Below are 25,576 nucleotides of genomic sequence, written 5' to 3' on the forward strand. Positions count from 1 at the left end.
CCCCTCCACACCCCGTGCGCCGCCGGTGGTGGGTGTGTGCTTGACTCCCGGCGGGCGCCCCCCCCCCCCCCCCCCGGGGGGGGGGGGGGGGGGCCCCCCCCCCCCCCCCCCCCGGTACAGCAACTCTTCACGGGTCCAACAGCGAGCCGCGCGGCGGCGCAACCAGTCTATCGGAATAGTTTCCTTTCGTCGAGGCGCCGCGCGAGGGCGGTGCCGATGCGCCGACCTAACGGGCGAAGGCGGGTATCTGGAAGCGCCGACGGTAGGCGCCGGGGGTCATTCCAGTCACGCGCTTGAACAGCCGGCGGAAGAAGGCGGGGTCCTCGTAGCCCACCTTCCAGCCGATCTCGTCGGCCGGCGCCTCGGTGCGCTCCAGCCGCCGCTTGGCGTCCTCGATGCGGAGACGCTGGACATAGTCGATCGGCGCGAAGCCCGTCGCCTCGGTGAAACGCCGCTTGAACGTGCGCTCGGCGAGGCCCGAACGGCGCACCATCTCGTCGACGGGGCTGCCGACCGAGAAATGCGTCGCGAGCCATTCCTGCGCATCCGCAACCGCGGCATCGCCGTGATCGGTGCGCCCCTGGAAGACGATGTATGGCGCGAGCCCGTCATGATGCCACTGCAGCGCGAAATAGCGAGCCACTGTCTGCGCCGCCGTCGCACCGACATGCCGAGCGATCAGGTAGAGCACGAGATCGTGCCAAGTCATCGAGGCGCCGGAGGTGATCAGTTCCTCGCGCTCGCCCGAGACCACCAGCACGCGCTGCGGGCTCAGCGGCACGCGCGGAAAGACCTTTGCGAACTGCGGCACATACCCCCAATGGACCGTCGTCTCGCGATCGTCGAAGAGGCCGGTCTCGGCCAGCAGAAAGACGCCGGAACAGGCCGAGCAGAGCAGAGCGCCATCGGCATGCATGCGCCGAGCCCAGTCCACGATCTCCGGATAGCGGCCGGTCGCCCATCCCTCGGGACCGAGAAGAACCGAAGGGACGACGACGATGTCGGTCGCCACGACCTCCGAGACGCCGCGGCGCGCCTCCACGGGAATGCCGCTGACCAGGGCAACGCTGCCCGGCTGCGCAGCGACGATCTCGATGGCGAAGGGCGGCGTCTCCGGAATCGACGGATCCGCCCCGGCGAGCATGCGGAAACACCCCAGCACGTCGTAGATGCCGCTCAGCGTCGAGACGACCGCATCGGGGATGGCGACGAGGCTGACGTGAAGCGGGCGCGCCGTTGCCGGCATGGGTGCCCTCCCTGGCACGAACGAACCCTTCATGGCCTGTCTCGCACTGCCATGCCGGCCGGCCAACCGACATCCTGCCCCGGTTCGCGCAACCCGGCGCGACGCACAGAGGATGAAACGAAGAATGACCGTCAATCAACAGAAGCTCGAGGCGCTCGTCGGGCGCCTCGTCGGCGACCTCTCGTCCGGCTATGCCGGCGTCATGGTGAGCATCGGCGACAAGCTCGGCCTCTACCGTGCCATGGCCGGCCGCGGCCCGCTGAGCTCGCAGGAGGTCGCGCGGCGGAGCGGCTGCGGCGAGCGCTACGTTCGCGAGTGGCTGAACTCCCAGGTCGCCGGCGGCTATGTCGACTATCACCCGGCCTCGGCGACCTACGAACTGACGCCGGAACAGGCAATGGCCCTGGTCGACGACACCAGCCCGGTGTTCCTCCCGCACGCCTGGCAGGTGGTCGCCTCGATGTGGGCGGACGAGCCGAAGACGCTCGACGCGATCAAGACGGGCAAGGGCGTAAGCTGGGGCGAGCACAACGAGCGGCTCTTCTGCGGCGTGGCGGCCTTCTACCGCAACGCCTACAGCGCCAGCCTCGTGCAGGAATGGCTGCCGGCCCTCTCCGGGGTGACGGCGAAGCTGGCCAAGGGAGCCAAGGTCGCCGACGTGGGCTGCGGGCACGGCCATTCGACCGTGCTGATGGCCAAGGCCTTTCCCGAGAGCCGCTTCTGGGGTTTCGACGGCCATGCCGGCTCGATCGAGGTCGCCCGTGACGTGGCACAGCAGGCGGGCGTCGCGGACCGCGTAACCTTCAGCGTCGCGAAGGCTGACGATTACCCGCCCCGCGACTACGACCTCATCTGCTTCTTCGACTGCCTGCACGACATGGGCCGACCGGTCGACGCGGCACGGCACGCCAGGACGGCGATGGCCGAGGACGGCACGGTCATGCTGATCGAGCCGTTCGCCGGCGATCGCGTGGAGGACAACATCAACCCGGTCGGCCGACTCTACTATGCCGCATCGACGACGATGTGCTGCGCCCACGCCATCTCCGAGAACGGCACCCACGTCCTCGGTGCGCAGGCCGGTCCGGGCAGGCTCGAAGCGGTGCTGAAGTCCGCCGGCCTCGGCACGGTGCGCCGGGCCGCCCAGACGCCGTTCAACCTGATCATCGAGGCGCGGCGGTAAAGCGCCGCTTCGGGTGCCCCGGGCGGACGGCCACGGCAGCTCCCATGGCTGCGGCAGGCGCGGCGAGGCCTTCGGACCGCCGCACCTCTCGCCCGCCACGATGAACGCACGCGGCGCGGGATTCGCGATGCTTGCCGCTGCGGCGCCGGCGGCGCTAGGAAGGGCGCCACGGCCACGCGACAGGAGCCCGCCTTGCCCGTCACTTACTGTTCGGTCTGCGTCATGCCGTCGATCTCGGCGACGCCGCTGACCTTCGACGCGGGCCATGTCTGTTCGGCCTGCCGGGTCTACGGACAGCGCCGGGACGTCGACTGGGCCGAGCGGCGGGCGTGGCTGGACGAGCTGGTGGCGGCGTATCGCAGCGACGCGAACTACGACGTCGTCATCCCGGTGAGCGGCGGCAAGGACAGCTACTACCAGACGCATTTCGCGGTGAAGGAGCTGGGCCTGAAGCCGCTGCTCGTGACCTATCACGGCAACAACTACCTGCCCGAGGGCGAGTACAATCTGCACCGGATGCGTGAGGTGTTCGACTGCGACCACATCGTCGTGCGGCCGTCGGTCGAGACGCTGGTGAAGATGAACCGGCTCGGCTTCCGCATCCAGGGCGACATGAACTGGCACGCGCACTGCGGCATCTTCACGGTGCCGATCCAGGTGGCGGTGCGCTACCGGGTGCCGCTGATCCTGTGGGGCGAGCACGGCTTCATGGACCTGGGCGGCATGTATTCGATGAACGACCTGGTCGAGTTCACCGCCAAGCACCGCCTGGAGCACGCGCTGCGCGGCTACGACTGGCACGACTTCACCGACGAAGGCCTGGAGAAGCTCGGACGCCCGGAGGCGAAGGAGGGTCTGCGGCCGAAGGACCTGCTCTGGGCGCAGTATCCGAGCGACGACGCGATCGACGAGGTCGGGGTGCGCGGCATCTATCTCGGCAATTTCGTCGACTGGGACGGCGAGCGGAACGCTCGCATCGCCACCGACCTCTACGGCTGGCGCGCCGCCGAACAGGACTTCGAGCGCACCTATCGCCGCATCTCGAACCTGGACGACATGCACGAGAACGGCATCCACGACTATCTGAAGTTCGTGAAGTTCGGCTATGGCCGCGCCACCGACCATGCCTGCAAGGACATCCGCGCCGGCCGCATGACCCGCGACGAGGGCATCGCCATGGTCCGCCGCTACGACCACGTGAAACCGCGCCGCGACCTGGAACGCTGGCTGCCCTATGTCGGCATGGACGAGGCCGAGTTCGACCGGACGTGCGACGGGTTCCGCGACAGGCGGGTTTGGCGGGTCGAGGACGGGGAATGGGTGAAGGACGATATCGGGGGGACGGTGGGGCGGTATGGACGGGTGGTGGGGTAGGACGCTATCGTGCCAAGCCACTCGGCTATCTTCTCCGTCATTGCGAGGCGCGCAGCGCCGAAGCAACCCAGGGCCGCAGCCTGAGCGCCGGCCGTGGGTTGCTTCGCCTTCGGCTCGCAATGACGGCAATTTAGTGTGGGGGCGACGGCGATGAAGCAGCCGGCTGTCTGGCCAGCCGGCGGAACGGGACGATCTATACCGGCGTCACGTCTGATCTCAGACGGCGGGCATGGGAACATCGCGAGGGGCTGGTGCCGGGATTCACCGCGCAATATGGCTGCCGGGTGCTGGTGTGGTTCGTGTTCTACGCGACGATGGCGGACGCTGTCGCGCGCGAGAAGCGCATCAAGGGCGGTTCGCGTTCAGCGAAACTGAAGCTCATCGAGGCCGAAAACCCGACATGGCGGGATCTCTATCCTGACATTCTGTGAAGCTTCCGCAATCGGATTGCCGACACACTCTCTCCGTCATTGCGAGCGAAGCGAAGCAACCCAGGGCAACAGCCTGAGCGCCGGCCCTGGGTTGCTTCGGCGCTGCGCGCCTCGCAATGACGGAAAAAGGGAAATTCTGGGGCACGGCGATGCACCGCCCCTACAGCATCCCCGGCCGGAACAGCGACCGGCGGCTGACGACGCGGCCGGAGACCATGAAGACGCCGTCGCCCGTGTAGTGCAGCGTCTCGGGGTGTTTAGGGCGCGGCGCGACGTGCGCTTTCACCACCTCGAAGATGAAGAAGTTGTAGCGGTCGACCAGCGCGTCCTCGTGCAGGCGGCACTCGAAGTTCGCATGGCACTCGCCGATCAGCGGCGCGCCGACTTCGGCGGCCGGAAGCGCCGTCAGTCCGAACTCGGCGAACTTGTCGATCTGCGCGCCGCTCGTGTTGCCGATGCGCACGACCGTGTCGGTCAGCGCCGTGGTCGGCAGGTTGACGACGCACTCGCGGCTGCCGCGGATCATCTCGAAGGAGTGGTTGCCCGCCGAGATCATGAGGCCGATCAGCGACGGCGAGAATTCCAGGACGGTGTGCCAGCCGAGGGTCATGATGTTGGTGCGCTCGCCCCGGCGCGACGACACCAGCACGATCGGGCCGGGCTCGAGAAAGCGGCGGACGCGGTCGACGGGGAAGTCGGATTTTTTCATGGGCCTGCTCCCAGCGCCGCCCCGGTCACATGTTCATCACCCGCCGTCATTGCGAGGCGCGCAGCGCCAAAGCAACCCAGGGCCCGCGCCGAAGCATCGGTGCGCGGGCCCTGGGTTGCTTCGCCTTCGGCTCGCAATGACGCCAGTATAGTATCGGGAGATGATGAGGTCTCTATCGGAACCTTGTCTGAGCACACCGATACACGGACATCACCAACCGATCCGGAAACGCAGCAGGCAGGACCAATCTCGTTTTGCATCCACCCTCCACCCTCGGCATCGCGCTGCTCGGCAGCGCCGTCATCGCCGTCACCTATGGCCTCGCGCGGTTCGTGTTCGGGCTGTTCCTGCCGGCGATCCGCAGCGATCTGGGGCTCGACGCCACCGGTGCCGGGATCGTCGGGGCGCTGCCCTTCATCAGTTTCATCGGCGCCATCCTGATCGGGCCGGCGGTGTGCCGCATCCTGGATACGCGGTGGGCCGGGGGGCTGGCGGTGGGGCTGGCGGCGGCGGGGCTGGCGACGATCGCCAGCGCGCCCGGCGTGCTGGCCCTGGGCGTGGGCGTCGCCGTCTGCGGCATCAGCACCGGCCTGTCCTCGCCGGTCATGGCCCAGGCGGTGCACCGGGCCGTGCGGCCCGCCCTGCGCGGGCGCGTGAACGCCACCCACAACGCGGCGACGAGCATCGGCGTGGCGCTCGCCATGCCCGCGATGGTCTGGTGGCTGGACGCCTGGCGCTCCGCCTACACGGCGTTCGCGGTGGTCGCCGTGGCAGTGGCCCTGGCGGCGCTCTTCTATCTTCCCGGACGCCCGGCGACGGGGCCGACGCAGGGCGAGGGCGAGGGCGAGGGCGCGAGCGCGGCGCTGCCGGCGGTGAGCCGCGCGCAGTGGCGGGCGGTCGCGCGGCTGAGCGCGCTGGCCGCCGGCATGGGGCTGGTCAGCGGCATCTACTGGGTCTTCGCCCCCGACCTGGTGGTGCGCGAGGGCGGGCTGTCGACCCGGCACAGCAGCTGGATGTGGCTGGCGGTCGGGCTGGCGGGCCTGACGGGCAGCGCCGCCGGCGACCTGATCGATCGGATGGGCGCCGGCCGGACCCACGCGCTGGCGCTGGCGCTCATGGCCTGCTCGCTGGGGCTGGCGGCGGCGGCGCCCGGCGTGCTGGGCGTGGCATTGGTCTCCGCCGCAGCCTTCGGAGCCGCCTACATGACCCTGACCGGATTCTACCTGGTCCAGGGCGTGCGGATCATGGCCGAGCGGCCGGCCCTGGGACCCGTGATGCCGCTGCTGGCGACGACGGTCGGCCAGGCGGTGGGCTCGCCGCTGTCCGGCTGGATGATCGACGCGGCCGGCTATACCGCCGCTTTCGCGGGCTTCGCGGTGTTCGGTCTGGCCGTGGCGGTGGCGGCGCGGCGCGTGGCGGATGGCTAGGCAAGCCGAGCAGCGATAACAGAAACTGGCCATATTTCGTTATCGCGCTATAATTCCGCCGAGGAGGATGGAGCGATGAACGTTTCGGTCGGACCGCGCTGGGAGGGCTTCGTGGAGGCAGCGGTGAAGTCGGGCCGCTACGGCTCGGCGAGCGAGGTCGTGCGCGAAGGCCTGCGGCTGGTCGAGGAACGCGAGGCCAAGCTGGCCGCACTGCGCGAGACGCTCGACCAGGCGATCGCGCGCGGCGGCGAGAACAGCGAAAGCGATGTCACCCGGCTGCTCGACGACAGGATGCGGAATGTCGGGGTAGCGGCGAAGACCGCCGATTGAGCCGGACGTATCGTCCGTGCGCCGGCTCGTCCTGCTCGACGCGGCGGTCGACGACCTGACGTCGATCCTCGACTATATCGCGCGGGAAAGCGGCAGTCCGGAGACCGCGCGGCATTTCGTCGACCGTATCGTTCGGCAATGCACGCGGCTCGCATCGCTTCCCGGCATGCTCGGGCGGGCGCGGCCGGAACTGCGCGCCGACATCCGCAGCTTCGCATTTCGCGGCTACGTCATCTTCTTTCGGTATCGGGACGACAGGCTCGAGGTCGTGAGCGTGCTGGAAGGCCATCGCGACGTGGATGCGCACTTCGCGGAGAAGGACGACGCGGACCGCGGGTAACGGGTCCACCAACTTCCACGTCGCACGGCTCTACCCTCCCCGCTTCTCCAGCAAAAACCAGTTGAGGTCGTCGCCCGGAAACACCGGGTCGCGGCGCCAGACGAAGCCGTAGTCGGCGACCGTGAGGTCGGGGAAGCGGTCGACCATCTCCGCGGCGAAGTCGCGCTTGAAGAGGCGGGCGGCGTGGCCGCGGTAGGGGATCTCGACGGGCGACGGACTGAAATATTCGATCAGGCAGACATAGCGCCGGCTCTCGCGGTGCAGCACGTCGTAGGCGCGCGGCAGGATTTCGGGCGCCAGGTGGATCAGGACGCCGGCGGAGAGGGTGAGGTCGAAGGCGGCGCCGTCGGGGGAACGCGCGTAGTCGAGGAGCGAGCCGTGGACGGCCTCGACGCCGGGAACCGTGGCGAGGCGGGCGTGGGCCGCGGCGTTGATCTCGACGCCGGTCAGGCGGGCGGCGGGCAGGAGCGTGCGCAGGGCGCGCAGGTTGAGGCCGATGTTGGCGCCGACCTCCAGCACCGATTCCACGCCGCGGGTGCGGGCGAGGATGCGGGCCAGGAGCGCGGTCTTGGCCGCGAGCAGTGCCGCGCCGTCGTTGCGGGCGGCGTAGTCGCTGCCGAAGGTGCCGGCCCAGAAGGTTTCCTGGTCGGTGGGCGGGCGGCTGTCCGTCATGCCGCCGGACCGCCCGCATGCAGGGCGCGGTAGACCAGTTCCGCCAACTGCCAGTCCTCCTCGGTGTCGATGTCGTGGGCGCGGTGCCGCGGGATCGGCACGGGGCGCGAGGTCTCGCCATAGAGCACGCGCTCGCGCAGGAACAGCGCCGCGTCGACCCAATAGAATTGCGCGGCGTCGCGCCATGCCTGGGGAAGGTCGTTGCTGCGCGTGTCGCGGTGCTCCGGCCAGACCATGCGCAGGGTGCCGTCGTCGCCGATGCGCAGGGCGCGCTGGATCGGGCCGGGGTAGCTCGTCACGGCGAAGGCGGAGAGCGTGCCGGGCGTCCGCACCACGTCCCAGCCGGCGCGCAGGTCCTCGGGCCGCAGGAAGGGCGCGGCCGGATAGATGCAGCAGGCATGGGACACGGCCCCTGCCCCGCCGAGCCGTTCCAGCGCGTCGGCGAGGACGGCGGCGGTGGTGGCGAAGTCGTCGGCGAGGCCGGCGGCGCGGCGGAACGGCACCTCGGCGCCGGCCGCCTCGGCCGCGGCGGCGATCGCGTCCGAATCGGTGCTGACGACGATGCGGCCGAACAGGCCGCTGTCGCGCGCGGCGGCGACGGCGTATTCGATGACCGGGCGGCCGGCGAAGCGGCGCACGTTCTTGCCCGGAATGCGCTTGCTGCCGCCGCGCGCCGGAATGACCGCGACGACCGCGGGCGTGCCGGGCTCCGGTGCCTGCGCTATCATCGCCGCACGCCCGTCACGTTTCCCGCATCCCGGTCCGCATCCTGTCCATGGCGAGCATCATAGCGCATTCCGCGCGCCGGCTGTGGGCGACGGAGTCGCGCTTCATCCTGCTGCGCTATGCGGGCGCGGGGTTGGGGGCGGCCAAGGCGCTGATCTTTGCGCACGTGCTGGACGTGTCGGCCTTCGGCGTGCTCGCCCTGGTGCTGCAGACGGCGGCGCTGCTGGAGGCGAGCAGCCTCGGCGGCATCACCGGGCTGCTGCACCGCTATTTCAACGATCCGGCGGCCGGCGAGGAGAGCTTCGCGCGCTTCATCCCGGCCTGCGGCGCGTGGCTGGCGGCGGTCGCCGTGGTGGCGCTGGCGCTGGGCAACCTGTGGGACGTGCTGTTCTGGTCGGGGCTGCTGTTCGCGCTGGGCATCGGCTTCGTCCTGCTGGAGCCGCCGCTGCGGGTGCGCGGCCGGCTGGGGCTGATCGCGCTGCCGCCGATCCTGGTCAACATGCTGTCGATCGCCCTGGTGCCGGCGGTGGTCTGGATCATGCCGGCGCCGCCGCTCTGGGTCGTGCTGCTGGCGGTGGTCATGGCGCAGTTCGGCGGGCAGTTCGCGTTCCTGGTGCTGGCGCTGCGGCGCGAGCGGATCCCCGTGGAGGCGGCCGGGCGCGGGCCGCTGAAGCTGTGGCGGGACTATCTCGGCCATGTGCGCGACGGCTTCCCGCTGTTCCTGGGATCGATGGCCTACATGCTGCTGGCCTATGTCGACCGCTTCTTCATCGCGACCTTCCACCCGGCGCAGGATCTGGGCGTGCATGCGCTGGCGACGCAGTTCGGGCTGATCGCGATCATCGGGCTGCAGGGGTGGAGCTACGTCGCCTCGGTGCGGGTCGGGCATGCGATCAAGCAGGAGGCGGACGTGGCGGCGGTCGTGGGCCATGCGCTGCGCGTAGCCAGCCTGTTCGCGGCGGCGGCGGTCGTGGGCATCCTGGCGTTGGCCTGGGTCCTGGAGGCGACGCTGTTCGCGCGCTATGCGGGGCTGTTCGCGGCGGTGGCGCTGGGCGTGCCGGGGATCGCCGCCTACAACGCGGTCTCGGCGGCGGCGGCGCTGCTCTATTACCGGCGGCGGCAGGCGGCGCTGCACCGGGCGCTGCTGGCGGTGCTGGCGGCGAACGCGGCGATCGACCTGGGCTTGTCTCTCGCCGGAGCATCCTATCTCTGGATTATCGCCTGCACGGGGGGCCTCTTCCTCGCACTCGCCGCCGTCACCGCCGTGCTGGTCCGGCGTTGCCTGCGCGAAGCGCCGCAGCCGCCGGCCGGGGGCTCCCCCTTGGCAGCGGGGGCGGGTCGCGCGGTATAAGGGGGCCCGACGCCCGGCGATCCGACGGCGAGAACCACACCGACCTGAACCGAGGACGGAGACGAGACATGGACGTGTCGAGCCAGATCAAGGACAGCAAGCTGTTCCGGCAGCAATGCTATATCGACGGCCAGTGGGTCGGCGCCGACAGCGGCGAGACGATCGACGTCACCGATCCCGCGGACGGCGGCAAGATCGGCACCATCCCGAAGATGGGTGCCGCCGAGACGCGCCGCGCCATCGAGGCGGCGAACAAGGCTTGGCCGGCCTGGCGCAAGAAGACGGCCAAGGAGCGCGCCGTCATCCTGCGCCGCTGGTTCGACCTGATGATGGAGAACCAGGAAGACCTGGCCAAGCTGATGACGATCGAGCAGGGCAAGCCGCTGGCCGAGTCGCGCGGCGAGATCGCCTATGGCGCGTCGTTCATCGAATGGTTCGCCGAAGAGGGCAAGCGCATCTACGGCGACACGATCCCCGGCCATCAGGGCGACAAGCGCATCGTCGTGCTGCGCGAGCCGATCGGCGTCGTCTGCGCCATCACGCCGTGGAACTTCCCCAACGCGATGATCACCCGCAAGGCCGGCCCGGCGCTGGCGGCGGGCTGCCCGATCGTGCTGAAGCCGGCGACGGCGACCCCCTATTCGGCGCTGGCGCTGGCGGAGCTGGCCGAGCGGGCGGGCGTGCCGAAGGGCATCTTCAACGTCGTGACCGGCTCGGCCGGCGCCATCGGCGGCGAGATGACCGGCAACCCGATCGTCCGCAAGCTGACCTTCACCGGCTCCACCGAGATCGGCAAGAAGCTGATGGAGCAGTGCGCGCAGACCATCAAGAAGGTCTCGCTGGAGCTGGGCGGCAACGCGCCGTTCATCGTCTTCGACGACGCCGACCTGGACGCGGCGGTCGAAGGCGCCCTGGCCTCGAAGTACCGCAACATGGGCCAGACCTGCGTCTGCGCGAACCGCCTGCTGGTGCAGGACGGCGTCTACGAGGAGTTCGCGGCGAAGCTGAGCCAGGCGGTCTCCGGCCTCGGCGTCGGCAGCGGCCTGCAGGAGGGCGTGAAGCAGGGCCCGCTGATCGACATGGCGGCGGTCGAGAAGGTCGAGGAGCATATCGAGGACGCCCTGTCGAAGGGGGCCCGCGTCGTCGTCGGCGGCAAGCGCCACACCCTGGGCGGCAGCTATTTCGAGCCGACCATTCTCGCCGACGTGACGACGCAGATGAAGGTCGCCCGCGAGGAGACGTTCGGCCCGCTGGCGCCGCTCTTCCGCTTCAAGGAGGAGGAAGAGGCGATCCGGATGGCCAACGACACCGAGTTCGGCCTGGCGTCCTATTTCTATACGCGCGACCTGAGCCGTGCGTGGCGGGTGTCCGAGGGCCTGGAATACGGCATCGTCGGCCTGAACACCGGCATCATCTCGACCGAGGTGGCGCCGTTCGGCGGCATGAAGGAATCGGGCCTCGGCCGTGAGGGCTCGAAGTACGGCATCGAGGACTTCCTCGAGATGAAGTACGTCTGCATGGGCATCGAAGCCTGATGCCGGGAGAGACGGCGCGCGGAAGCGCGGAAGCCGAGAAGCGGCTCGCGGCGGCGCGGGCCGTCGAACTGGTGCGGGACGGGATGGTGGTCGGGCTCGGCACGGGCTCGACCGCCTCCGAGGCGATCAGGCTGCTGGGCGACAGGGTCAAGGACGGCCTGAGGATCAGGGGCGTGCCGACCTCCGAGGTGACGCGCAAGCTCGCCCGCGAGTGCGGCATCCCGATGGTCGGTCTGGGCGACGTGCCGCGGGTCGACGTCACCATCGACGGCGCCGACGAGATCGACCCGCAGATGCGGCTGATCAAGGGCGGCGGCGGTGCGCTGCTGCGCGAGAAGATCGTCGCGTCGGCCTCGGGCATGCTGATCATCATCGCCGACGCGTCGAAGGTGGTGCAGCAGCTGGGCGCCTTCCCGCTGCCGGTCGAGGTGGTGCCGTTCGCGCTGGCGCCGGTGAAGCGCGCCATCGAGAAGCTGGGCGCCAAGGTCGTGCTGCGCGGCGGCGACAACGCCCCCTACGTCACCGTCGACGGCCACTTCATCCTCGACTGCGCCTTCAAGCGGATCGAGGAGCCCGAGGCGCTCGCGGCGACCCTCGCGGCGACGCCGGGCGTCGTCGACACCGGCCTCTTTCTCGGCATGGCCGATATGATCGTGATCGGCCGGGCCGACCAGGTGAAGACGTACAAGCGCCCCAAGGCGCAGAACCAGCCCTGACAGCGGAGCGGACATGGCCCGGTACGACTACGACCTCTTCGTCATCGGCGCCGGCTCGGGCGGTGTCCGGGCCGCCCGGTTCGCCGCAGCGGCCGGCGCGCGCGTGGCGATCTGCGAGGAGAGCCGCGTCGGCGGCACCTGCGTCATCCGCGGCTGCATCCCGAAGAAGCTGCTGGTCTATGCCGCGCACTACCGCGACGACTTCGAGGACGCGCGCGCCTATGGCTGGGACTCGCATCTGCCGACGTTCAGCTGGCCGCAGCTGATCGCCAACAAGGACCGCGAGATCGACCGGCTGAACGGCATCTATATCGGGCTGCTGAAGAATTCGGGCGTGGAACTCCTTCACGGCCGCGGCGTACTCGCCGACGCCCACACCGTGCAGGTCGACGGCAAGTCCTACACGGCGGAGACGATCCTGATCGCCACCGGCTCATGGCCGGTCGTGCCCCCGATCCCGGGCGGCGACGGCTGCATGACCTCGAACGAGGCGCTGGAGCTGCCAGACCTGCCGCGGCGCATGCTGATCGTCGGCGGCGGCTACATCGCCGTCGAGTTCGCCGGCGTCTTCGCCAACCTGGGCGTCGAGGTCTCGATGGCGGTGCGCGGCGAGGAGCTGCTGAACGGCTTCGACGACGACATCCGAATCGAACTGGCACGTGCCATGCGCGACCAGGGCGTGACGATCCACACGCGCACCCAGCTGGAGAGCATCGCCAGGAGCGACGCGGGCATCACCGCGCGCACGCAGATGGGCCAGGACATCGACGTCGATACGGTGCTCTACGCCACCGGCCGCAAGGCGCTGACGAAGAACATGGGCCTCGCCGAGGCAGGGGTCGAGCTGCACGAGGACGGCACGGTGGCCGTCGACGAGCTGTCGCGCAGCAGCGTGTCCAACATCTACGCCATCGGCGACTGCACCGACCGCATGAACCTGACGCCGGTGGCGCTGCACGAGGCGATGTGCTTCGTCCAGACGGTGTTCCGCGACAACCCGACGAAGCCGGTCTACGCGGACGTGCCGACCGCCGTGTTCAGCACCCCGGCCATCGGGACGGTGGGCCTGACCGAGGCCCAGGCGCGCAAGACGTTCGGCAGGGTCGACGTCTACAAGAGCCGCTTCCGGCCGCTGAAGCACACGCTGACCGGACGCCAGGAGTTCACGCTGATGAAGCTGCTGGTCGAGCCGAAGTCCGACCGCGTCGTGGGCCTGCACATGATCGGCGCGGATGCGGCGGAGATCGTCCAGGGTTTCGCCGTGGCGATCCGCTGCGGCGCCACCAAGGCGCAGTTCGACGCGACCATCGGCATCCATCCCTCCTCGGCCGAGGAGTTCGTGACGATGCGGACCAAGGAGCCGGAGCCGGTCCAGGAGGCTGCGGACTGAGAGGCCGCCTCCCGGACGGCCGGCGCCCCGGTCCCTTCGGAAAGGGACAAATTGTCCGGGAGCCCGACGACGGAAGGCCGCGGGGTTTAAGAGCGGGGCAAGGGGTCTAGCGGTATCTGGACACATCCGTCCACTGCGTCGGCTTACTCCGGAGCTGCCCCGCCATGTCCTTCCTCTCCCTTTCTACGATCAGGACGAAACTGATCGCCCTCACCGCCGGCCTGCTCGTCATGCTCGTCGGCCTCGGCATATTCTCGATCGACCGCATGTCCGTTCTGAACGATCAGTCGACCGAGCTGGCGGGGAACTGGATGCCGAGCATCGCCGCCATCGGCGCCCTCGACCACGCCGTCAGCACCTACCGCCGCAACCTTCTGTTCCACATCATCCAGACCGACGCGGAGGGCCGCACCGCGTTGGATAAGGCTCTTCAGGCCAACTTAGCCGCGGTTGAGGAGCGGCGGGCGGCGTACGAGAAGCTCATATCGTCGCCCGAAGAGCGCAGCGACTACGACAAGCTGATGCGTGACTGGAAGGCTTACCTGCACGAGTCCGAAGCGGTCCTGGCCCGCTCGCGCGGGGGCCAAGTGGACGAGGCGAAAGTGCTTATCCTGACGAACACGCGGCCGATCACCCAGCAGATCGATGCCGGTCTCCGCAAGCTGATCGACCTCAATGTGGCATCCGGCAAGGCCTCCTCGGACGAGGGTGACCGCATCTTCGCATCCGTCAGCACCTGGATGATCGGCGCGCTGGCCGTCCTGACCGTGCTGGGCGCCGCCGCCGGCCTGCTGATCGTCCGGGCCATCGGCAGCAGCATGCGGGCCGTGACGGTGCCGATGGGTGGGCTCGCCGCCGGCGACCTGTCGGTGGAGATCCCGTATCGCGGCCAGAAGACCGAGATCGGCCAGATCGCCGACGCGGTGCAGGTGTTCAAGGACGCGCTGATCGAGAAGAAGCGCGCCGACGACGCGGCGGCCGCCGAGGCCGAGGCGAAGGCCGAACGGACGCGCCGCCTGGAGGCCCTGACCGCGACCTTTGAAACCAAGGTCGGCGGCTTGGTGCAGGCCCTGTCCTCCGCCGCGACCGAGATGGAGGCGACCGCCCAGTCGATGTCGGCGACCGCCGAGGAGACCGACCAGCAGTCGGTCGCCGTCGCCGCCGCCTCCGAGCAGGCCGCGACCAACGTGCAGACGGTGGCCGGTGCCAGCGAGGAGCTGTCCGCTTCGATCCGCGAGATCGCCGGCCAGGTCGAGCAGTCGTCGAAGATCGCCGGACGCGCCGTCGAGGAGGCGAACCGCACCGACGCCACCGTCGGACAGCTGGCCGAGGCGGCGCAGCGGATCGGCGACGTGCTGAACCTGATCAGCTCGATCGCCGCGCAGACCAACCTGCTGGCGCTGAACGCGACCATCGAGGCGGCGCGTGCGGGCGACGCCGGCAAGGGCTTCGCGGTGGTGGCGAGCGAGGTGAAGAACCTCGCCAACCAGACCGCCAAGGCGACCGAGGAGATCGCCGGCCAGATCGCCGGCATCCAGGAGACGACGCAGGGCGTGGTGACCGCCATCCGCGGCATCGGCGGCACGATCGGCGAGATCAGCGAGATCGCCGCGACCATCGCCTCGGCGGTCGAGGAGCAGCGCGCGGCCACCCAGGAGATCGCCCGCAACGTCCAGGAAGCGGCGCGCGGCACCCAGGAGGTGACGGCGAACATCGAGGGCGTGAAGCGCGCCTCGGCCGACACCGGTGCGGCCGCCACCCAGGTCCTCGGCGCCGCCGGCCAGCTGTCGCAGCAGTCGGAGGCCCTGTCCGCCGAGGTCCGCGACTTCCTCTCCGGCGTCAAGGCGGCCTAGCGCGAGGCGCCCCCGAGCCGAACGTCTCGAAACGGGCGACGTCGGTGCGGCAGCAGAGCCGTGCCGCGTCGCCCGACGACGCTATCGTGTTAAGCCTCCGTCAATCGGGCGGGCGTATCTCTCGACGGATCGGCGCACGCCTGCGTCAACTGCCGAGAGATCCCCGCCCGATGCTGTCCTTCCTCGATCGTCTCACGATCCGTACACGCCTCGTCGCCGCCACGGTCGCCATGCTCTGCATGCTCGGCATCCTCGGCGGTTTCGCCGTCGACCGGATCAGCGCCGTCAACGCCGTTTCCACCCAGATGGCGACCAACACGCTGCCCAGCATGCAGCGGCTGAACGCGGTACAGGGCTCGCTTCTGACCTACCGGAAGCTCGTCACGAGCCGAGCGCTGAACATGGACGCCACCGCGGCCGCCAAGGCGCAGGAGTCCATGAACGCCAAGGCACCGGAGGTCGACAAGCTGTCGGCCTATTACGAGCGGCTGGTCTCGGCGCCGGAGGAACGGAAGCTGTACGACTCCTTCCGGGCGAATTGGGCGGCCTACGTCGAAGAGCTGACCAAGACGCTCGAGGTCATGGACCAGAACATGATCGAGGGGAAGCCGCGTCCCAGCTTCGCCAAGGCGACCGCCTTCGGCGATCAGGCCGAAGCCGATATCGCGGCCCTGGTCAATTTCAACATGCGCGCCGGGCAGGCCATGAGCCGCGCCGCCGACGAGATCTACGGCTCGGTCAAGACCTGGGTGCTCTCGCTGCTCGGCTTCGCGATCGTCGCGGGCGCCGTCGCCGGCTTCTTCATCATCCGCAGCATCACGCGCAGCATGCGCGCCGTCACCGTGCCGATGGGCGGGCTCGCCGCCGGCGACCTGTCGGTGGAGATCCCCTATCGCGGCCAGAAGACCGAGATCGGCCAGATCGCCGACGCGGTGCAGGTGTTCAAGGACGCGCTGATCGAGAAGAAGCACGCCGACGAGGCGGCGGCGGTCGAGGCCGAGGCGAAGGTCGAGCGTGCCCGTCGCCTGGAGACCCTGACCGCGACCTTTGAAACCAAGGTCGGCGGCTTGGTGCAGGCCCTGTCCTCCGCCGCGACCGAGATGGAGGCGACCGCCCAGTCGATGTCGGCGACCGCCGAGGAGACCGACCAGCAGTCGGTCGCCGTCGCCGCCGCCTCCGAGCAGGCCGCGACCAACGTGCAGACGGTGGCCGGTGCCAGCGAGGAGCTGTCCGCTTCGATCCGCGAGATCGCCGGCCAGGTCGAGCAGTCGTCGAAGATCGCCGGACGCGCCGTCGAGGAGGCGAACCGCACCGACGCCACCGTCGGACAGCTGGCCGAGGCGGCGCAGCGGATCGGCGACGTGCTGAACCTGATCAGCTCGATCGCCGCGCAGACCAACCTGCTGGCGCTGAACGCGACCATCGAGGCGGCGCGTGCGGGCGACGCCGGCAAGGGCTTCGCGGTGGTGGCGAGCGAGGTGAAGAACCTCGCCAACCAGACCGCCAAGGCGACCGAGGAGATCGCCGGCCAGATCGCCGGCATCCAGGAGACGACGCAGGGCGTGGTGACCGCCATCCGCGGCATCGGCGGCACGATCGGCGAGATCAGCGAGATCGCCGCGACCATCGCCTCGGCGGTCGAGGAGCAGCGCGCGGCCACCCAGGAGATCGCCCGCAACGTCCAGGAAGCGGCGCGCGGCACCCAGGAGGTGACGGCGAACATCGAGGGCGTGAAGCGCGCCTCGGCCGACACCGGTGCGGCCGCCACCCAGGTCCTCGGCGCCGCCGGCGGCCTGTCGCAGCAATCGGAGGCCCTCTCCGCGGAGGTGAAGCAGTTCCTGGCGGGCGTGAAGGCGGCCTGACGCCGGAGCGCGGGCGTCCTCGCCCGCCCCTTCTTCGACGGTGCTGAAAGGGAGAGCGGGCGAGACGCCCGCGCTCCGAGCGCTCAGGCTGCGGCCCTGGGTGCCCGGATCAAGTCCGGGCATGACAGTGTGGGTGGTGTGGGTGGGCATGACAGTGGAGAGAGCGTCGACGACGGGCGTGAGTGAGCAACGACCGCCCGCTTCCGCCCCGGCTTTCGTCACGGCGGGGTAATCTGCTAGAAATGCCGCCCCACTTGGGCGTATAGCGGGCACCCTCTGCCCGACAGGCATTTCTGGAGGCGAACATGGCGGCAACCTGGACACCGGAGACGTGGCGCGCGAAGCCTGTCCGGCAGGTTCCGGCCTACCCGGACGGCAACGCTCTCAAGCAGGTCGAGGAGACGCTCGGCACCTACCCGCCGCTGGTCTTCGCCGGCGAGGCGCGGCAGCTGCGGGCGTCGCTGGCGCAGGTGGCCGAGGGCAAGGCGTTCCTGCTGCAGGGCGGCGACTGCGCCGAGAGCTTCGCCGAATTTCGCGCCGACAACATCCGCGACACGTTCCGCGTACTGCTGCAGATGGCGGTGGTGCTGACCTACGGCGCCTCCTGCCCCGTGGTGAAGGTGGGCCGCATGGCGGGACAGTTCGCCAAGCCGCGCTCGTCCGACGACGAGACGGTGGACGGCGTCACCCTGCCGAGCTATCGCGGCGACAACGTCAACGGCATGGACTTCACTGCCGAGGCGCGCACGCCCGATCCGGAGCGGATGCTGAAGGCCTATACCCAGTCGGCCGCGACGCTGAACCTGCTGCGCGCCTTCGCCATGGGCGGATATGCCGACCTGCACGAGGTGCACCGCTGGAACCTGGGCTTCGTCGAGCGCAGCCCGCTGGGCGAGCGCTACCGCGAACTGGCGGACCGGCTGAGCGAGACGCTGGAGTTCATGGCGGCCTGCGGCCTGACCTCGGAGACGACGCCGCAGATTCGCGAAACGCCGTTCTACACCTCGCACGAGGCCCTGCTGCTGCCCTTCGAGCAGGCGCTGACCCGCGTCGACAGCACCAGCGGCGACTGGTACGACGTTTCCGCCCATATGCTGTGGATCGGCGACCGGACGCGCCAGCCGGACGGCGCGCATGTGGAGTTCCTGCGCGGGGTGAAGAACCCGATCGGCATCAAGTGCGGGCCGAGCCTGGACCCGGACGAGCTGATCCAGCTGCTCGACATCCTGAATCCGACGGATATCGCCGGCCGCATCACGCTCATCTGCCGGATGGGCGCCGACAAGGTGGAGGCCGCGCTGCCCCGCCTGATCCGCGCGGTCCAGCGCGCCGGCCGCAAGGTCGTGTGGTCGTGCGACCCGATGCACGGCAACACGGTGAAGGCGTCGAACGGCTTCAAGACGCGTCCGGTCGACGCGATCCTGGCCGAGGTGCGCGGTTTCTTCGCCGTGCACCGGGCCGAGGGCACGCATCCGGGCGGCGTCCATTTCGAGATGACTGGGCAGGATGTGACCGAGTGCATCGGCGGCGCCCAGGCGATCACCGAGGCGCGCCTCGCCGACCGCTATCACACGCACTGCGACCCGCGCCTCAACGCCAGCCAGTCGCTCGAGCTGGCCTTCCTGCTCGCCGAGCAGCTGAAGCAGGAGCGGTCCGACCTGAAGCGGCGCGCGGTCGCGGGCTGAACCGACCCTCGACACGACGCCGGAAAGCCTGGGAGCCGGGAAGCCGATGACCGAACTGCGTCCCGACCCGGACGACATCAGTCGCTGGACCGATACCTATTTCCGCAAGACGAAGGGGGTCGTCGGCAAGTTCGGCGACGTCCGGGCGACCTACGCCGTCTTCATGCGGCGGCCGGTGGTGTTCACGCCCCGGATGGCCGTCGAGTGGCTGAACGGCGTGGCCAAGCACCGCGAGACGTCGTTCGACATCGACCTGCGCCACGAGGAGGGCGACTGGGTCGGCGCCGGCGATCCGCTGATGTACATCAGCGGCTCGCTCTATCACCTGATCGACCTGGAGACGATCTATCTCCAGAAGCTGGGTGCCGCCTGCGTCGCGGCCTACAACGCCTACGCCATGTGCCGCGACCTGCCGAAGGTGGGCTTCCTCGCCATGGACGCGCGGCACGCCGCGGGCGCCGACATGGCCGAACTGATGGCCTACGCCGCCAGCGTCGGGTCGCAGGCCGCACGCCGCGAGGTGGGCGCGGTCGGCTTCGTCGGCAACGCGACCGACGCGACGGCGCATTATTTCGGCCAGGAGCGCGGGCTCGGCACCATGCCGCACGCGCTGATCGGCTATGCGGGCTCGACCCTGCGCGCCGCCGAGATGTTCCACGAGACCTTCCCGGACGAGAACCTGACCGTGCTCGTCGACTATTACGGGCAGGAGATCACGGACGCGCTGGCCGTGTCGCATCGCTTCCCGGAGCTGGCGCGGACCGGGCGCCTCGCCTTCCGCCTCGACACGCACGGCGGCCGCTACTGCGAGGGGCTCGACCTGCAGGAGTCCTATGCCGTGCTCGACCGGCACGTGCCGGGCGCCATCCGCGGCTATCGCACCGAGGGCGAGCTGCGCCACCTCGTCGGCACCGGCGTCACCGCGGCCGCCATCTGGTACCTGCGCGAGAATCTCGACCGGGCCGGCTTCCCGAACGTGCGGATCGTCGCGAGTTCGGGATTCACGCCGGAGAAGTGCCACGTGACGGCACTCGCCAAGGCGCCCGTCGACATGATCGGCACCGGCTCGTTCCTGCCGCAGCGCTGGACCGAGACCTATGCGACCGCCGACATCGTCGACTATGGCGGCACGGCGTCGGTCAAGGTCGGCCGCGAGTTCCTGCTCCGCCGCCGCGAGAGCTGACCCGCCGCCCCTCGCCGGGCTTTGCATTTCGCTAAAGTTTTCGCGAAACGCGAACGACCCTGCGCCGCGCATTTTGCGGGCTTTTTAGGCACCGGGAAAAGCGTGGACCTTTCAGAGGGTTAGGCGGATCGCGGGGCCCGTGCTCCGCGGCCCGGGGGTGGCACATCCGTTGCGCTAAGGATGCCGTCGGTACCGGACGTTCGGTGCCGCCGGCATCGACGGAAGCGCCCCATGCGAACTGCCCAGACCACCTACGCAAACACCTTCGCCGGCAACGACGCGGTTCGAAGCGACATCGCGAAGCGCGCGTTCGACATGGTCGCTGCGTCGCTGATCCTGCTGGTCGCTTCACCGGTGCTGGCGGCGATCTGGCTGACCATCCGCCTGACCTCGCAGGGCCCGGTGCTGTTCGTGCAGGAGCGGCTCGGCCGCGGCGGCGCGCGCTTCGGCGCCTTCAAGTTCCGCACGATGGTCGTCGACGCCGAGGCCCGCCTGGACGCACTGCTGGCGGCCGATCCGCAGGCGGCCGAGGAATACCGCGTCTACAAGAAGCTGCGCCGCGACCCGCGCGTCACGGCCGTCGGCACCGTGCTGCGCCGCCTGAGCCTCGACGAGCTGCCGCAGCTGCTGAACGTGCTGCGCGGCGAGATGAGCCTGGTCGGGCCGCGCTGCTACCTGCCGCGCGAGCTGCCGGAGATGGGTGCGGCGGCGCACGAGATCCTGTCGGTCACCCCGGGCATCACCGGCCTGTGGCAGGTGTCCGGCCGCAACGGCACCACCTTCGCCGAACGGGTGCGCATCGACGTCGGCTATGCCCGCAGCGCCACCCTGGCGCTCGACCTGAAGATCCTGGCGAAGACGGTGCGCGTCGTCGCCACCGGCCACGGCGCCTGCTGAGGGCCGAACCGCACGCGGGTTTCGCGGTCGGGGCCGCGCGGATTTGCCTCCGCGCGGCCCCGCTGCTATCTGGGGAGGACGCCCGCAGCGCAGGAGCCGCCGCCTTGCCCCAGGATGCCGACAACCAGCCCGCCCCGCCGCTGAAGGCCGTCATCGTGCCGGTGACGCCCTTTCAGCAGAACTGCACGATCTTCTGGTGCGAGGCGACGAAGCGCGGCGCCGTGGTCGACCCCGGCGGCGAGCTGCCGCGCATCCGCGACGCCGTCGCCCAGGTCGGCATCACGGTCGAGAAGATCCTGCTGACGCACGCCCATGTCGACCACGCGGCAGGTGCGGGCGAACTGGCGGAGCTGCTGGGCGTGGCGATCGAGGGGCCGCACCGCGACGACCTGTTCCTGATCGAGTCCCTGCCGGCCCAGGCGGCGCGCTACGCCTTCCCGCCCGCCCGGGTGTTCGAGCCGGCGCGCTGGCTCGACCAGGGCGACACGGTGACGGTCGGCGACCTGACGCTGGAGGTCCGGCACTGCCCCGGCCATTCGCCGGGCAGCGTCGTCTTCTTCCACCCGGCATCGCGGCTCGCGATCAGCGGCGACGTGCTGTTCCAGGGCTCGGTCGGCCGGACGGACCTGCCGCGCGGCGACTTCGACACGCTGGCCAAGTCGATCCGCGAACAGATGTGGCCGCTCGGCGACGACGTCGCCTTCATCCCCGGCCATGGTCCGATGTCCACCATCGGCGACGAGCGCCGCAACAACCCCTTCGTGGGAGAGGGTGCCGCGGCACGGCCTTAAGGGGGTCGGCTCCGGGCCTAAGGATCCCATAGCGGCAGCTTCTCATGAGCGTCGCCGGATTGTCCGGTGAGCCCCCGGCCCCGTCCAACACTTCGTCGCGCCGAGGTCACGCCCCCTTCATCGCCGCCCAGTCGATCGGCTTCGTGCGGTCGAGGGCGCGGTCGACGGGGGGCATCGGGTATTTCAGGCCGGTGGCGCAGTTGAAGAGGACGGCGCGTTCGTCCTTTCGCACCCGGCCGTCGGCCAGCGCCGCCTTCCAGGCGGCGTAGGTGGCGGCACCCTCGGGGCAGAGCAGCAGGCCCTCTTCCTTGGCCATCTCGACCTGGGCCGCCTGGATCGCGTCGTCGTCGACGGCGATGGCGAAGCCGCCGCTGTTGCGCACGGCGCGCAGGATCAGGAAGTCGCCGACCGCCTGGGGCACGCGGATGCCCATGGCCACCGTCTGGGCGTTCTCCCAGCGGGTCGCGTGCTCTTCGCCGGCCTCGTAGGCGCGGACCATGGGGGCACAGCCGGTCGCCTGGACGGCGACCATGCGCGGCCGCTTGGCGCCGATCAGGCCGATCGCCTCCATCTCGTCGAAGGCCTTCCACATGCCGATCAGGCCGGTGCCGCCGCCGGTCGGGTAGAAGATCACGTCGGGCAGGTCCCAGCCGAGCTGTTCGGCGAGTTCGAGGCCCATCGTCTTCTTGCCCTCGATCCGGTAGGGCTCCTTCAGGGTGGACGTGTCGAACCAGCCCATCTCGGCCACGCCCTGGCCGACGATCTTGCCGCAGTCGTCGATATAGCCGTTCAGCCGCCAGACCTTGGCGCCCTGCAGCGCGATCTCGCGGACGTTCACCTCCGGCGTGTCCTCGGGACAGAAGACGTAGGTCTCGATCCCGGCGCGGCCGGCATAGGCGGCGAGGGCGGCGCCGGCATTGCCGTTGGTCGGCATCGCCATGCGCTTCACGCCCAGCTCCTTGGCCATGCAGACGGCCATGACGAGGCCGCGCGCCTTGAACGACCCGGTCGGCAGGCGCCCCTCGTCCTTGACCAGCAGGCCCGAGGCGCCGGTCGCCTTCTCGATGCGCGGGCAGCCGAGGAGCGGCGTCTCCCACTCGCCCAAGGTCACGACGTTCTCGGTGTGGCGCACGGGCAGCAGTTCGCGCCACTTCCACATGGTCGGCGCGCGGCGCGCCAGCACGTCCTTGGACAGCGATTTCGCCACCGCGTTCAGGTCGTAGCGCACGAGCAGCGGCTTGCCGGCCTGGGACAGGTTGTGCAGGCGGTCCGCCTCGTAGCGTTCGCCGGTATAGCTGCATTCCAGGTGTGTGACGAAGGTGCGCGTCTCCGGCACGCCGTGCATGGTCTCGTACATCCGTGGGCCTCGTCCTGCTCGGGGCGGCGCCGTTGCTCGGGGCCGCGTTGCCGCCAGCCTAGCCGTTCGCGGCGGCACCCGCGAGCGTGTGTTTCGGCTCACAAGCGCATGGCCGGAAACGTGACAGCCTGAAAATCGAGCGGGCACCCGGCCGTGATTTCGGCTGTCTCCGGGCCAGAATCGGCCGTACACGCGATAGTGAAAACCGCCGACAGCAAGTGATCATTGCCGATCGGGGGTCTTACGGTCACGCTCGTTAAGCATGTTCGGCTTCGTGGGAGCCGGATGTACATTCATCGGCGGTATCGGCCTGTACGGTGCTGCGGATCACGATCGGGGGGAATACATGGCACGCACACCGGTCAAGGCTGCCGCAGGAGACGGCACGGTCAAGACGACCACCGAAGCGGCGACGGCAACCGAGACGGAGGCGCCGGTCGTCGGGGATCCGGGCGCGGCCGAGGAGGTCACGCCGGAATATCTGATCCCGCGGATGCGCGACGAGCCCGTGTCGCCGCCGGCCTATTACCGGCGGCTGTTCATCTACGGCATCGACACGCCGGACGGGCAGACGGCGACCATCGCCAAGGCGATCGACCCGTTCGACCTCGCCGCCGCACCGCCGCCGCAGACGCCGGCCATCGGCGCGCTGCTGACGCACGAGCAGGCCTGGTACGAGGAGGGTCTGGCGCTCGGCCGGCTGAACCATTCGGTCTGCCTGGCGCCCGGCGAGGTCACCAAGATCGCCGTGGTCGACTGGCAGAGCCGGACCGCCGCGAGCGAGACTGCGGCGACCACCCAGCAGGAGGCCGTCGGCGCCTCCACCGACCAGAACCAGCACGTCCAGGCGGTGCAGCAGGCGGTCGCGCACGAGGCGCAGAACGGCTCATCGCTGTCGATGTCGTCCAACACGCATGCGCAGGCGGCGGCCCACGCCTCCGGCCTGTTCTTCGGGGCGTCGGGATCGACGTCGACCTCCTTCGGGCTCGGCATGACCGTGTCGCACAGCGACGGGGCGCGCGACCTCGCGGCCAAGTCGGCGAAGGACATCCACCAGCGCACCGAGGAGACGAGCAACGCCGTCCGCTCGCGCCGCGCGACGCAGGTGCGCGAGGTCAGCCAGAGCGAAACCTCGACGGCCACCAGCCGGGTGGTGGCGAACTACAACCACATGCACGCGCTGACCGTGATGTATTTCGAGGTGCTGCAGATCTTCAGCCTGACGACGAAGGTGATCGAGGCCGAGCGCTGCATCTTCCTGCCGATGCAGCCGGTCGATTTCGACTCCACCTCGATCGAGCGCCACCAGGAACTGCTGCTCGCCATCCTGAGCGACCTGGGCCAGGAGGCACTGTGCCATTCGATCGTCCAGTTCCTCGACACCAAGCGCGACCTCCTGAAGGAAGCGGCAACGGCCGAAGCCGAGATCCCGAAGCTGGAGAAGGCGGCCGAAGAGGCGACGAAGGAATCGCGTGAGGCGCTGGTCCGCTATGCCAACGCCCAACAGGCGAACAGGAACCAGTTCTCCGGCGAGGTCCTCCAGGCCTCCGTCGCATGGCAGGCGTCGATCAAGAAGGCGACGGCGGCGTCCCAGGCGCTCGACGCCGCGCGCGCGACGGCGAAGGCCAAGCGCGCGGGCGCCGACCTCGCGGCACGCGACGTCTCGAAGATCCTGCAGAAGATGAAGCTGCTGCTGAACCAGCACATGTGGATGCGGATCGAGCCGCACATCTATCAGCAGATCGTCCTCGACAAGGTCTACGGAGCGGCGAACGAGCCGCTCGGCGGGCGCATGGACCCGCACCCGATCGGCGTGTTCGGCAACTATGTCGCCTTCCGCTGGCCGACCGACGATGCGGGCTTCCGCAACACCTTCGTCAAGCGCGGCACGACGGGCGTGCCGAAATCAAAGGTCGCACTACCGAGCGGCGGCGTCTTCGCCGAGGCGGTACTCGGCCAGGCGAACGCGGCGGAGAAGATCGACCTGACGCGCTTCTGGAACTGGAAGGATTCGCCGATCCCGATCCTGCCGCCCGACATGCAGCCGCTGTCGCTGGCGAGCCGGGCACGTGACGTCACCTTCGCCAGCTTCGACTTCGCCCCGGTGGTGGCGCAGCTGAAGGACCAGAAGATGCCGGACGACGACATCGAGAAGGTCCTGGGCGCCATCAAGGACAGCATGTTCCGCGACCAGAGCGGCATGGAGACGCTGTCCAAGCAGCTGATCCAGCAGGCGATCTCGACCGCGTCGGGTGCCACGGCCGCCGGCCAGCAGGCGCTCGACGGGGTGAAGAGCGCGCGCAGCTTCGTCGTCGATGCCCTGAACAGCGAGACGGTGAAGTCGCTCTCCAGCGCCGCGATGACGGCGGTCGCACCGGAGGGCGAAGGGGCCAGCATGATCGGCGGCCTGATGAACGCGGCCGGCGGCGGCAAGAAGGCCGCAGCGAAGCCGGCGGCCAAACCCGGGACCAAGAAGACCTGACGCGGGGCGGGGGATCCGGCGGGCGGCGGTCTTCCG

At 69.6% G+C, this 25,576-nt stretch carries 22 protein-coding genes; 17 read left to right on the forward strand and 5 right to left on the reverse strand.

Annotation, left to right across the window (positions count from 1 at the left end; translation table 11 throughout):
• Positions 1 to 226 precede the first annotated feature (226 nt).
• Positions 227 to 1,246: a GlxA family transcriptional regulator gene (locus ABIE65_RS20475; RefSeq protein ID WP_354080315.1), complete on the reverse strand. Its 1,020-nt coding sequence runs from the start codon at positions 1,244 to 1,246 to the stop codon at positions 227 to 229.
• 124 nt (positions 1,247 to 1,370) lie between these two features.
• Between ABIE65_RS20475 and ABIE65_RS20480 the strand changes: the two genes are divergently transcribed.
• The 3 genes from ABIE65_RS20480 (at position 1,371) to ABIE65_RS20490 (ending at position 4,234) form a co-directional block, all read left to right on the forward strand.
• The gene (locus ABIE65_RS20480; RefSeq protein ID WP_354080316.1) at positions 1,371 to 2,429 is read left to right on the forward strand and encodes a class I SAM-dependent methyltransferase; all 1,059 of its coding nucleotides are present in this window, start codon (positions 1,371 to 1,373) and stop codon (positions 2,427 to 2,429) included.
• Between the two features lie 192 nt (positions 2,430 to 2,621).
• Complete coding sequence (locus ABIE65_RS20485; protein WP_354080317.1) at positions 2,622 to 3,803, forward strand: N-acetyl sugar amidotransferase; 1,182 nt, start codon at positions 2,622 to 2,624, stop codon at positions 3,801 to 3,803.
• Positions 3,804 to 3,970: 167 nt separating this feature from the next.
• Positions 3,971 to 4,234 (forward strand): GIY-YIG nuclease family protein, encoded by a 264-nt coding sequence (locus ABIE65_RS20490; RefSeq protein ID WP_354080528.1) that lies wholly within the window; start codon positions 3,971 to 3,973, stop codon positions 4,232 to 4,234.
• A 160-nt stretch (positions 4,235 to 4,394) separates the two neighbouring features.
• Here ABIE65_RS20490 and ABIE65_RS20495 read toward each other — a convergent pair whose 3' ends face one another.
• Positions 4,395 to 4,943 (reverse strand): flavin reductase family protein, encoded by a 549-nt coding sequence (locus ABIE65_RS20495; RefSeq protein ID WP_354080319.1) that lies wholly within the window; start codon positions 4,941 to 4,943, stop codon positions 4,395 to 4,397.
• Between the two features lie 254 nt (positions 4,944 to 5,197).
• On the opposite strand from ABIE65_RS20495, the gene ABIE65_RS20500 reads away from it, so the two are divergent.
• The 3 genes from ABIE65_RS20500 to ABIE65_RS20510 all read left to right on the forward strand — a co-directional run bounded on the left by ABIE65_RS20500 (position 5,198) and on the right by ABIE65_RS20510 (position 7,040).
• A complete protein-coding gene (locus tag ABIE65_RS20500; RefSeq protein ID WP_354080320.1) occupies positions 5,198 to 6,370 on the forward strand; it encodes an MFS transporter in 1,173 nt (390 codons plus the stop codon).
• A gap of 75 nt (positions 6,371 to 6,445) precedes the next feature.
• On the forward strand, positions 6,446 to 6,700 hold the full coding sequence (locus ABIE65_RS20505) for a type II toxin-antitoxin system ParD family antitoxin (RefSeq protein WP_354080321.1): 255 nt from the start codon (positions 6,446 to 6,448) through the stop codon (positions 6,698 to 6,700).
• A 16-nt stretch (positions 6,701 to 6,716) separates the two neighbouring features.
• On the forward strand, positions 6,717 to 7,040 hold the full coding sequence (locus tag ABIE65_RS20510; RefSeq protein WP_354080322.1) for a type II toxin-antitoxin system RelE/ParE family toxin: 324 nt from the start codon (positions 6,717 to 6,719) through the stop codon (positions 7,038 to 7,040).
• 30 nt (positions 7,041 to 7,070) lie between these two features.
• Here the strand turns inward: ABIE65_RS20510 and ABIE65_RS20515 are convergent, their stop codons facing one another.
• Together ABIE65_RS20515 and pseF are read right to left on the reverse strand one after the other, a co-directional pair.
• The gene (locus ABIE65_RS20515) at positions 7,071 to 7,712 is read right to left on the reverse strand and encodes a pseudaminic acid biosynthesis-associated methylase (protein ID WP_354080323.1); all 642 of its coding nucleotides are present in this window, start codon (positions 7,710 to 7,712) and stop codon (positions 7,071 to 7,073) included.
• Positions 7,709 to 8,440 carry a pseudaminic acid cytidylyltransferase gene (gene pseF, locus ABIE65_RS20520; protein ID WP_354080325.1) on the reverse strand — a complete coding sequence of 244 codons (732 nt, stop codon included), beginning with the start codon at positions 8,438 to 8,440 and terminating at the stop codon, positions 7,709 to 7,711. Before pseF ends, ABIE65_RS20515 begins: the two co-directional genes overlap by 4 nt.
• Positions 8,441 to 8,487: 47 nt before the next feature.
• Here pseF and ABIE65_RS20525 point away from each other — a divergent pair, with 47 nt between their 5' ends.
• The 10 genes from ABIE65_RS20525 (at position 8,488) to ABIE65_RS20570 (ending at position 21,701) form a co-directional block, all read left to right on the forward strand.
• The gene (locus ABIE65_RS20525; RefSeq protein WP_354080326.1) at positions 8,488 to 9,789 is read left to right on the forward strand and encodes an oligosaccharide flippase family protein; all 1,302 of its coding nucleotides are present in this window, start codon (positions 8,488 to 8,490) and stop codon (positions 9,787 to 9,789) included.
• 68 nt (positions 9,790 to 9,857) lie between these two features.
• Positions 9,858 to 11,324, forward strand: coding sequence for an NADP-dependent succinate-semialdehyde dehydrogenase (gene gabD, locus ABIE65_RS20530; protein WP_354080328.1), 1,467 nt, complete (start codon positions 9,858 to 9,860; stop codon positions 11,322 to 11,324).
• Positions 11,324 to 12,040, forward strand: a complete 717-nt coding sequence (gene rpiA / locus ABIE65_RS20535; RefSeq protein WP_354080329.1) for a ribose-5-phosphate isomerase RpiA — start codon at positions 11,324 to 11,326, stop codon at positions 12,038 to 12,040. The genes gabD and rpiA overlap by 1 nt, the downstream gene beginning before the upstream one ends.
• A gap of 13 nt (positions 12,041 to 12,053) precedes the next feature.
• On the forward strand, positions 12,054 to 13,430 hold the full coding sequence (gor, locus tag ABIE65_RS20540; RefSeq protein WP_354080331.1) for a glutathione-disulfide reductase: 1,377 nt from the start codon (positions 12,054 to 12,056) through the stop codon (positions 13,428 to 13,430).
• Positions 13,431 to 13,594: 164 nt separating this feature from the next.
• Positions 13,595 to 15,283, forward strand: coding sequence for a methyl-accepting chemotaxis protein (locus ABIE65_RS20545; RefSeq protein ID WP_354080332.1), 1,689 nt, complete (start codon positions 13,595 to 13,597; stop codon positions 15,281 to 15,283).
• Between the two features lie 170 nt (positions 15,284 to 15,453).
• Positions 15,454 to 17,145 (forward strand): methyl-accepting chemotaxis protein, encoded by a 1,692-nt coding sequence (locus tag ABIE65_RS20550; protein ID WP_354080333.1) that lies wholly within the window; start codon positions 15,454 to 15,456, stop codon positions 17,143 to 17,145.
• A 305-nt stretch (positions 17,146 to 17,450) separates the two neighbouring features.
• On the forward strand, positions 17,451 to 18,830 hold the full coding sequence (locus tag ABIE65_RS20555) for a class II 3-deoxy-7-phosphoheptulonate synthase (RefSeq protein WP_354080334.1): 1,380 nt from the start codon (positions 17,451 to 17,453) through the stop codon (positions 18,828 to 18,830).
• A gap of 46 nt (positions 18,831 to 18,876) precedes the next feature.
• Entirely contained in the window at positions 18,877 to 20,013 is a 1,137-nt protein-coding gene (locus ABIE65_RS20560; RefSeq protein ID WP_354080336.1) for a nicotinate phosphoribosyltransferase, read from the forward strand.
• A gap of 231 nt (positions 20,014 to 20,244) precedes the next feature.
• Positions 20,245 to 20,910 carry a sugar transferase gene (locus ABIE65_RS20565; protein WP_354080337.1) on the forward strand — a complete coding sequence of 222 codons (666 nt, stop codon included), beginning with the start codon at positions 20,245 to 20,247 and terminating at the stop codon, positions 20,908 to 20,910.
• Positions 20,911 to 21,014: 104 nt separating this feature from the next.
• Positions 21,015 to 21,701 carry an MBL fold metallo-hydrolase gene (locus ABIE65_RS20570; RefSeq protein WP_354080338.1) on the forward strand — a complete coding sequence of 229 codons (687 nt, stop codon included), beginning with the start codon at positions 21,015 to 21,017 and terminating at the stop codon, positions 21,699 to 21,701.
• 106 nt (positions 21,702 to 21,807) lie between these two features.
• Here the strand turns inward: ABIE65_RS20570 and ABIE65_RS20575 are convergent, their stop codons facing one another.
• Complete coding sequence (locus tag ABIE65_RS20575; RefSeq protein WP_354080339.1) at positions 21,808 to 23,058, reverse strand: threonine synthase; 1,251 nt, start codon at positions 23,056 to 23,058, stop codon at positions 21,808 to 21,810.
• Positions 23,059 to 23,404: 346 nt separating this feature from the next.
• Here ABIE65_RS20575 and ABIE65_RS20580 point away from each other — a divergent pair, with 346 nt between their 5' ends.
• Positions 23,405 to 25,540, forward strand: coding sequence for a hypothetical protein (locus ABIE65_RS20580; RefSeq protein ID WP_354080341.1), 2,136 nt, complete (start codon positions 23,405 to 23,407; stop codon positions 25,538 to 25,540).
• Positions 25,541 to 25,576 lie beyond the last annotated feature (36 nt).

The organism is Constrictibacter sp. MBR-5 (assembly GCF_040549485.1).
Lineage (GTDB): Bacteria > Pseudomonadota > Alphaproteobacteria > JAJUGE01 > JAJUGE01 > Constrictibacter.

What these genes read in the sequence shown, in the direction of transcription:
- ABIE65_RS20475 (WP_354080315.1), bottom strand. Translation starts at nt 1,246, where the DNA reads ATGCCGGCAACGGCGCGCCCGCTTCACGTCAGCCTCGTCGCCATCCCC.
- ABIE65_RS20480 (WP_354080316.1), top strand. Translation starts at nt 1,371, where the DNA reads ATGACCGTCAATCAACAGAAGCTCGAGGCGCTCGTCGGGCGCCTCGTC.
- ABIE65_RS20495 (WP_354080319.1), bottom strand. Translation starts at nt 4,943, where the DNA reads ATGAAAAAATCCGACTTCCCCGTCGACCGCGTCCGCCGCTTTCTCGAG.
- ABIE65_RS20505 (WP_354080321.1), top strand. Translation starts at nt 6,446, where the DNA reads ATGAACGTTTCGGTCGGACCGCGCTGGGAGGGCTTCGTGGAGGCAGCG.
- ABIE65_RS20515 (WP_354080323.1), bottom strand. Translation starts at nt 7,712, where the DNA reads ATGACGGACAGCCGCCCGCCCACCGACCAGGAAACCTTCTGGGCCGGC.
- pseF (WP_354080325.1), bottom strand. Translation starts at nt 8,440, where the DNA reads ATGATAGCGCAGGCACCGGAGCCCGGCACGCCCGCGGTCGTCGCGGTC.
- ABIE65_RS20525 (WP_354080326.1), top strand. Translation starts at nt 8,488, where the DNA reads ATGGCGAGCATCATAGCGCATTCCGCGCGCCGGCTGTGGGCGACGGAG.
- gabD (WP_354080328.1), top strand. Translation starts at nt 9,858, where the DNA reads ATGGACGTGTCGAGCCAGATCAAGGACAGCAAGCTGTTCCGGCAGCAA.
- rpiA (WP_354080329.1), top strand. Translation starts at nt 11,324, where the DNA reads ATGCCGGGAGAGACGGCGCGCGGAAGCGCGGAAGCCGAGAAGCGGCTC.
- gor (WP_354080331.1), top strand. Translation starts at nt 12,054, where the DNA reads ATGGCCCGGTACGACTACGACCTCTTCGTCATCGGCGCCGGCTCGGGC.
- ABIE65_RS20545 (WP_354080332.1), top strand. Translation starts at nt 13,595, where the DNA reads ATGTCCTTCCTCTCCCTTTCTACGATCAGGACGAAACTGATCGCCCTC.
- ABIE65_RS20550 (WP_354080333.1), top strand. Translation starts at nt 15,454, where the DNA reads ATGCTGTCCTTCCTCGATCGTCTCACGATCCGTACACGCCTCGTCGCC.
- ABIE65_RS20555 (WP_354080334.1), top strand. Translation starts at nt 17,451, where the DNA reads ATGGCGGCAACCTGGACACCGGAGACGTGGCGCGCGAAGCCTGTCCGG.
- ABIE65_RS20560 (WP_354080336.1), top strand. Translation starts at nt 18,877, where the DNA reads ATGACCGAACTGCGTCCCGACCCGGACGACATCAGTCGCTGGACCGAT.
- ABIE65_RS20565 (WP_354080337.1), top strand. Translation starts at nt 20,245, where the DNA reads ATGCGAACTGCCCAGACCACCTACGCAAACACCTTCGCCGGCAACGAC.
- ABIE65_RS20575 (WP_354080339.1), bottom strand. Translation starts at nt 23,058, where the DNA reads ATGTACGAGACCATGCACGGCGTGCCGGAGACGCGCACCTTCGTCACA.
- ABIE65_RS20580 (WP_354080341.1), top strand. Translation starts at nt 23,405, where the DNA reads ATGGCACGCACACCGGTCAAGGCTGCCGCAGGAGACGGCACGGTCAAG.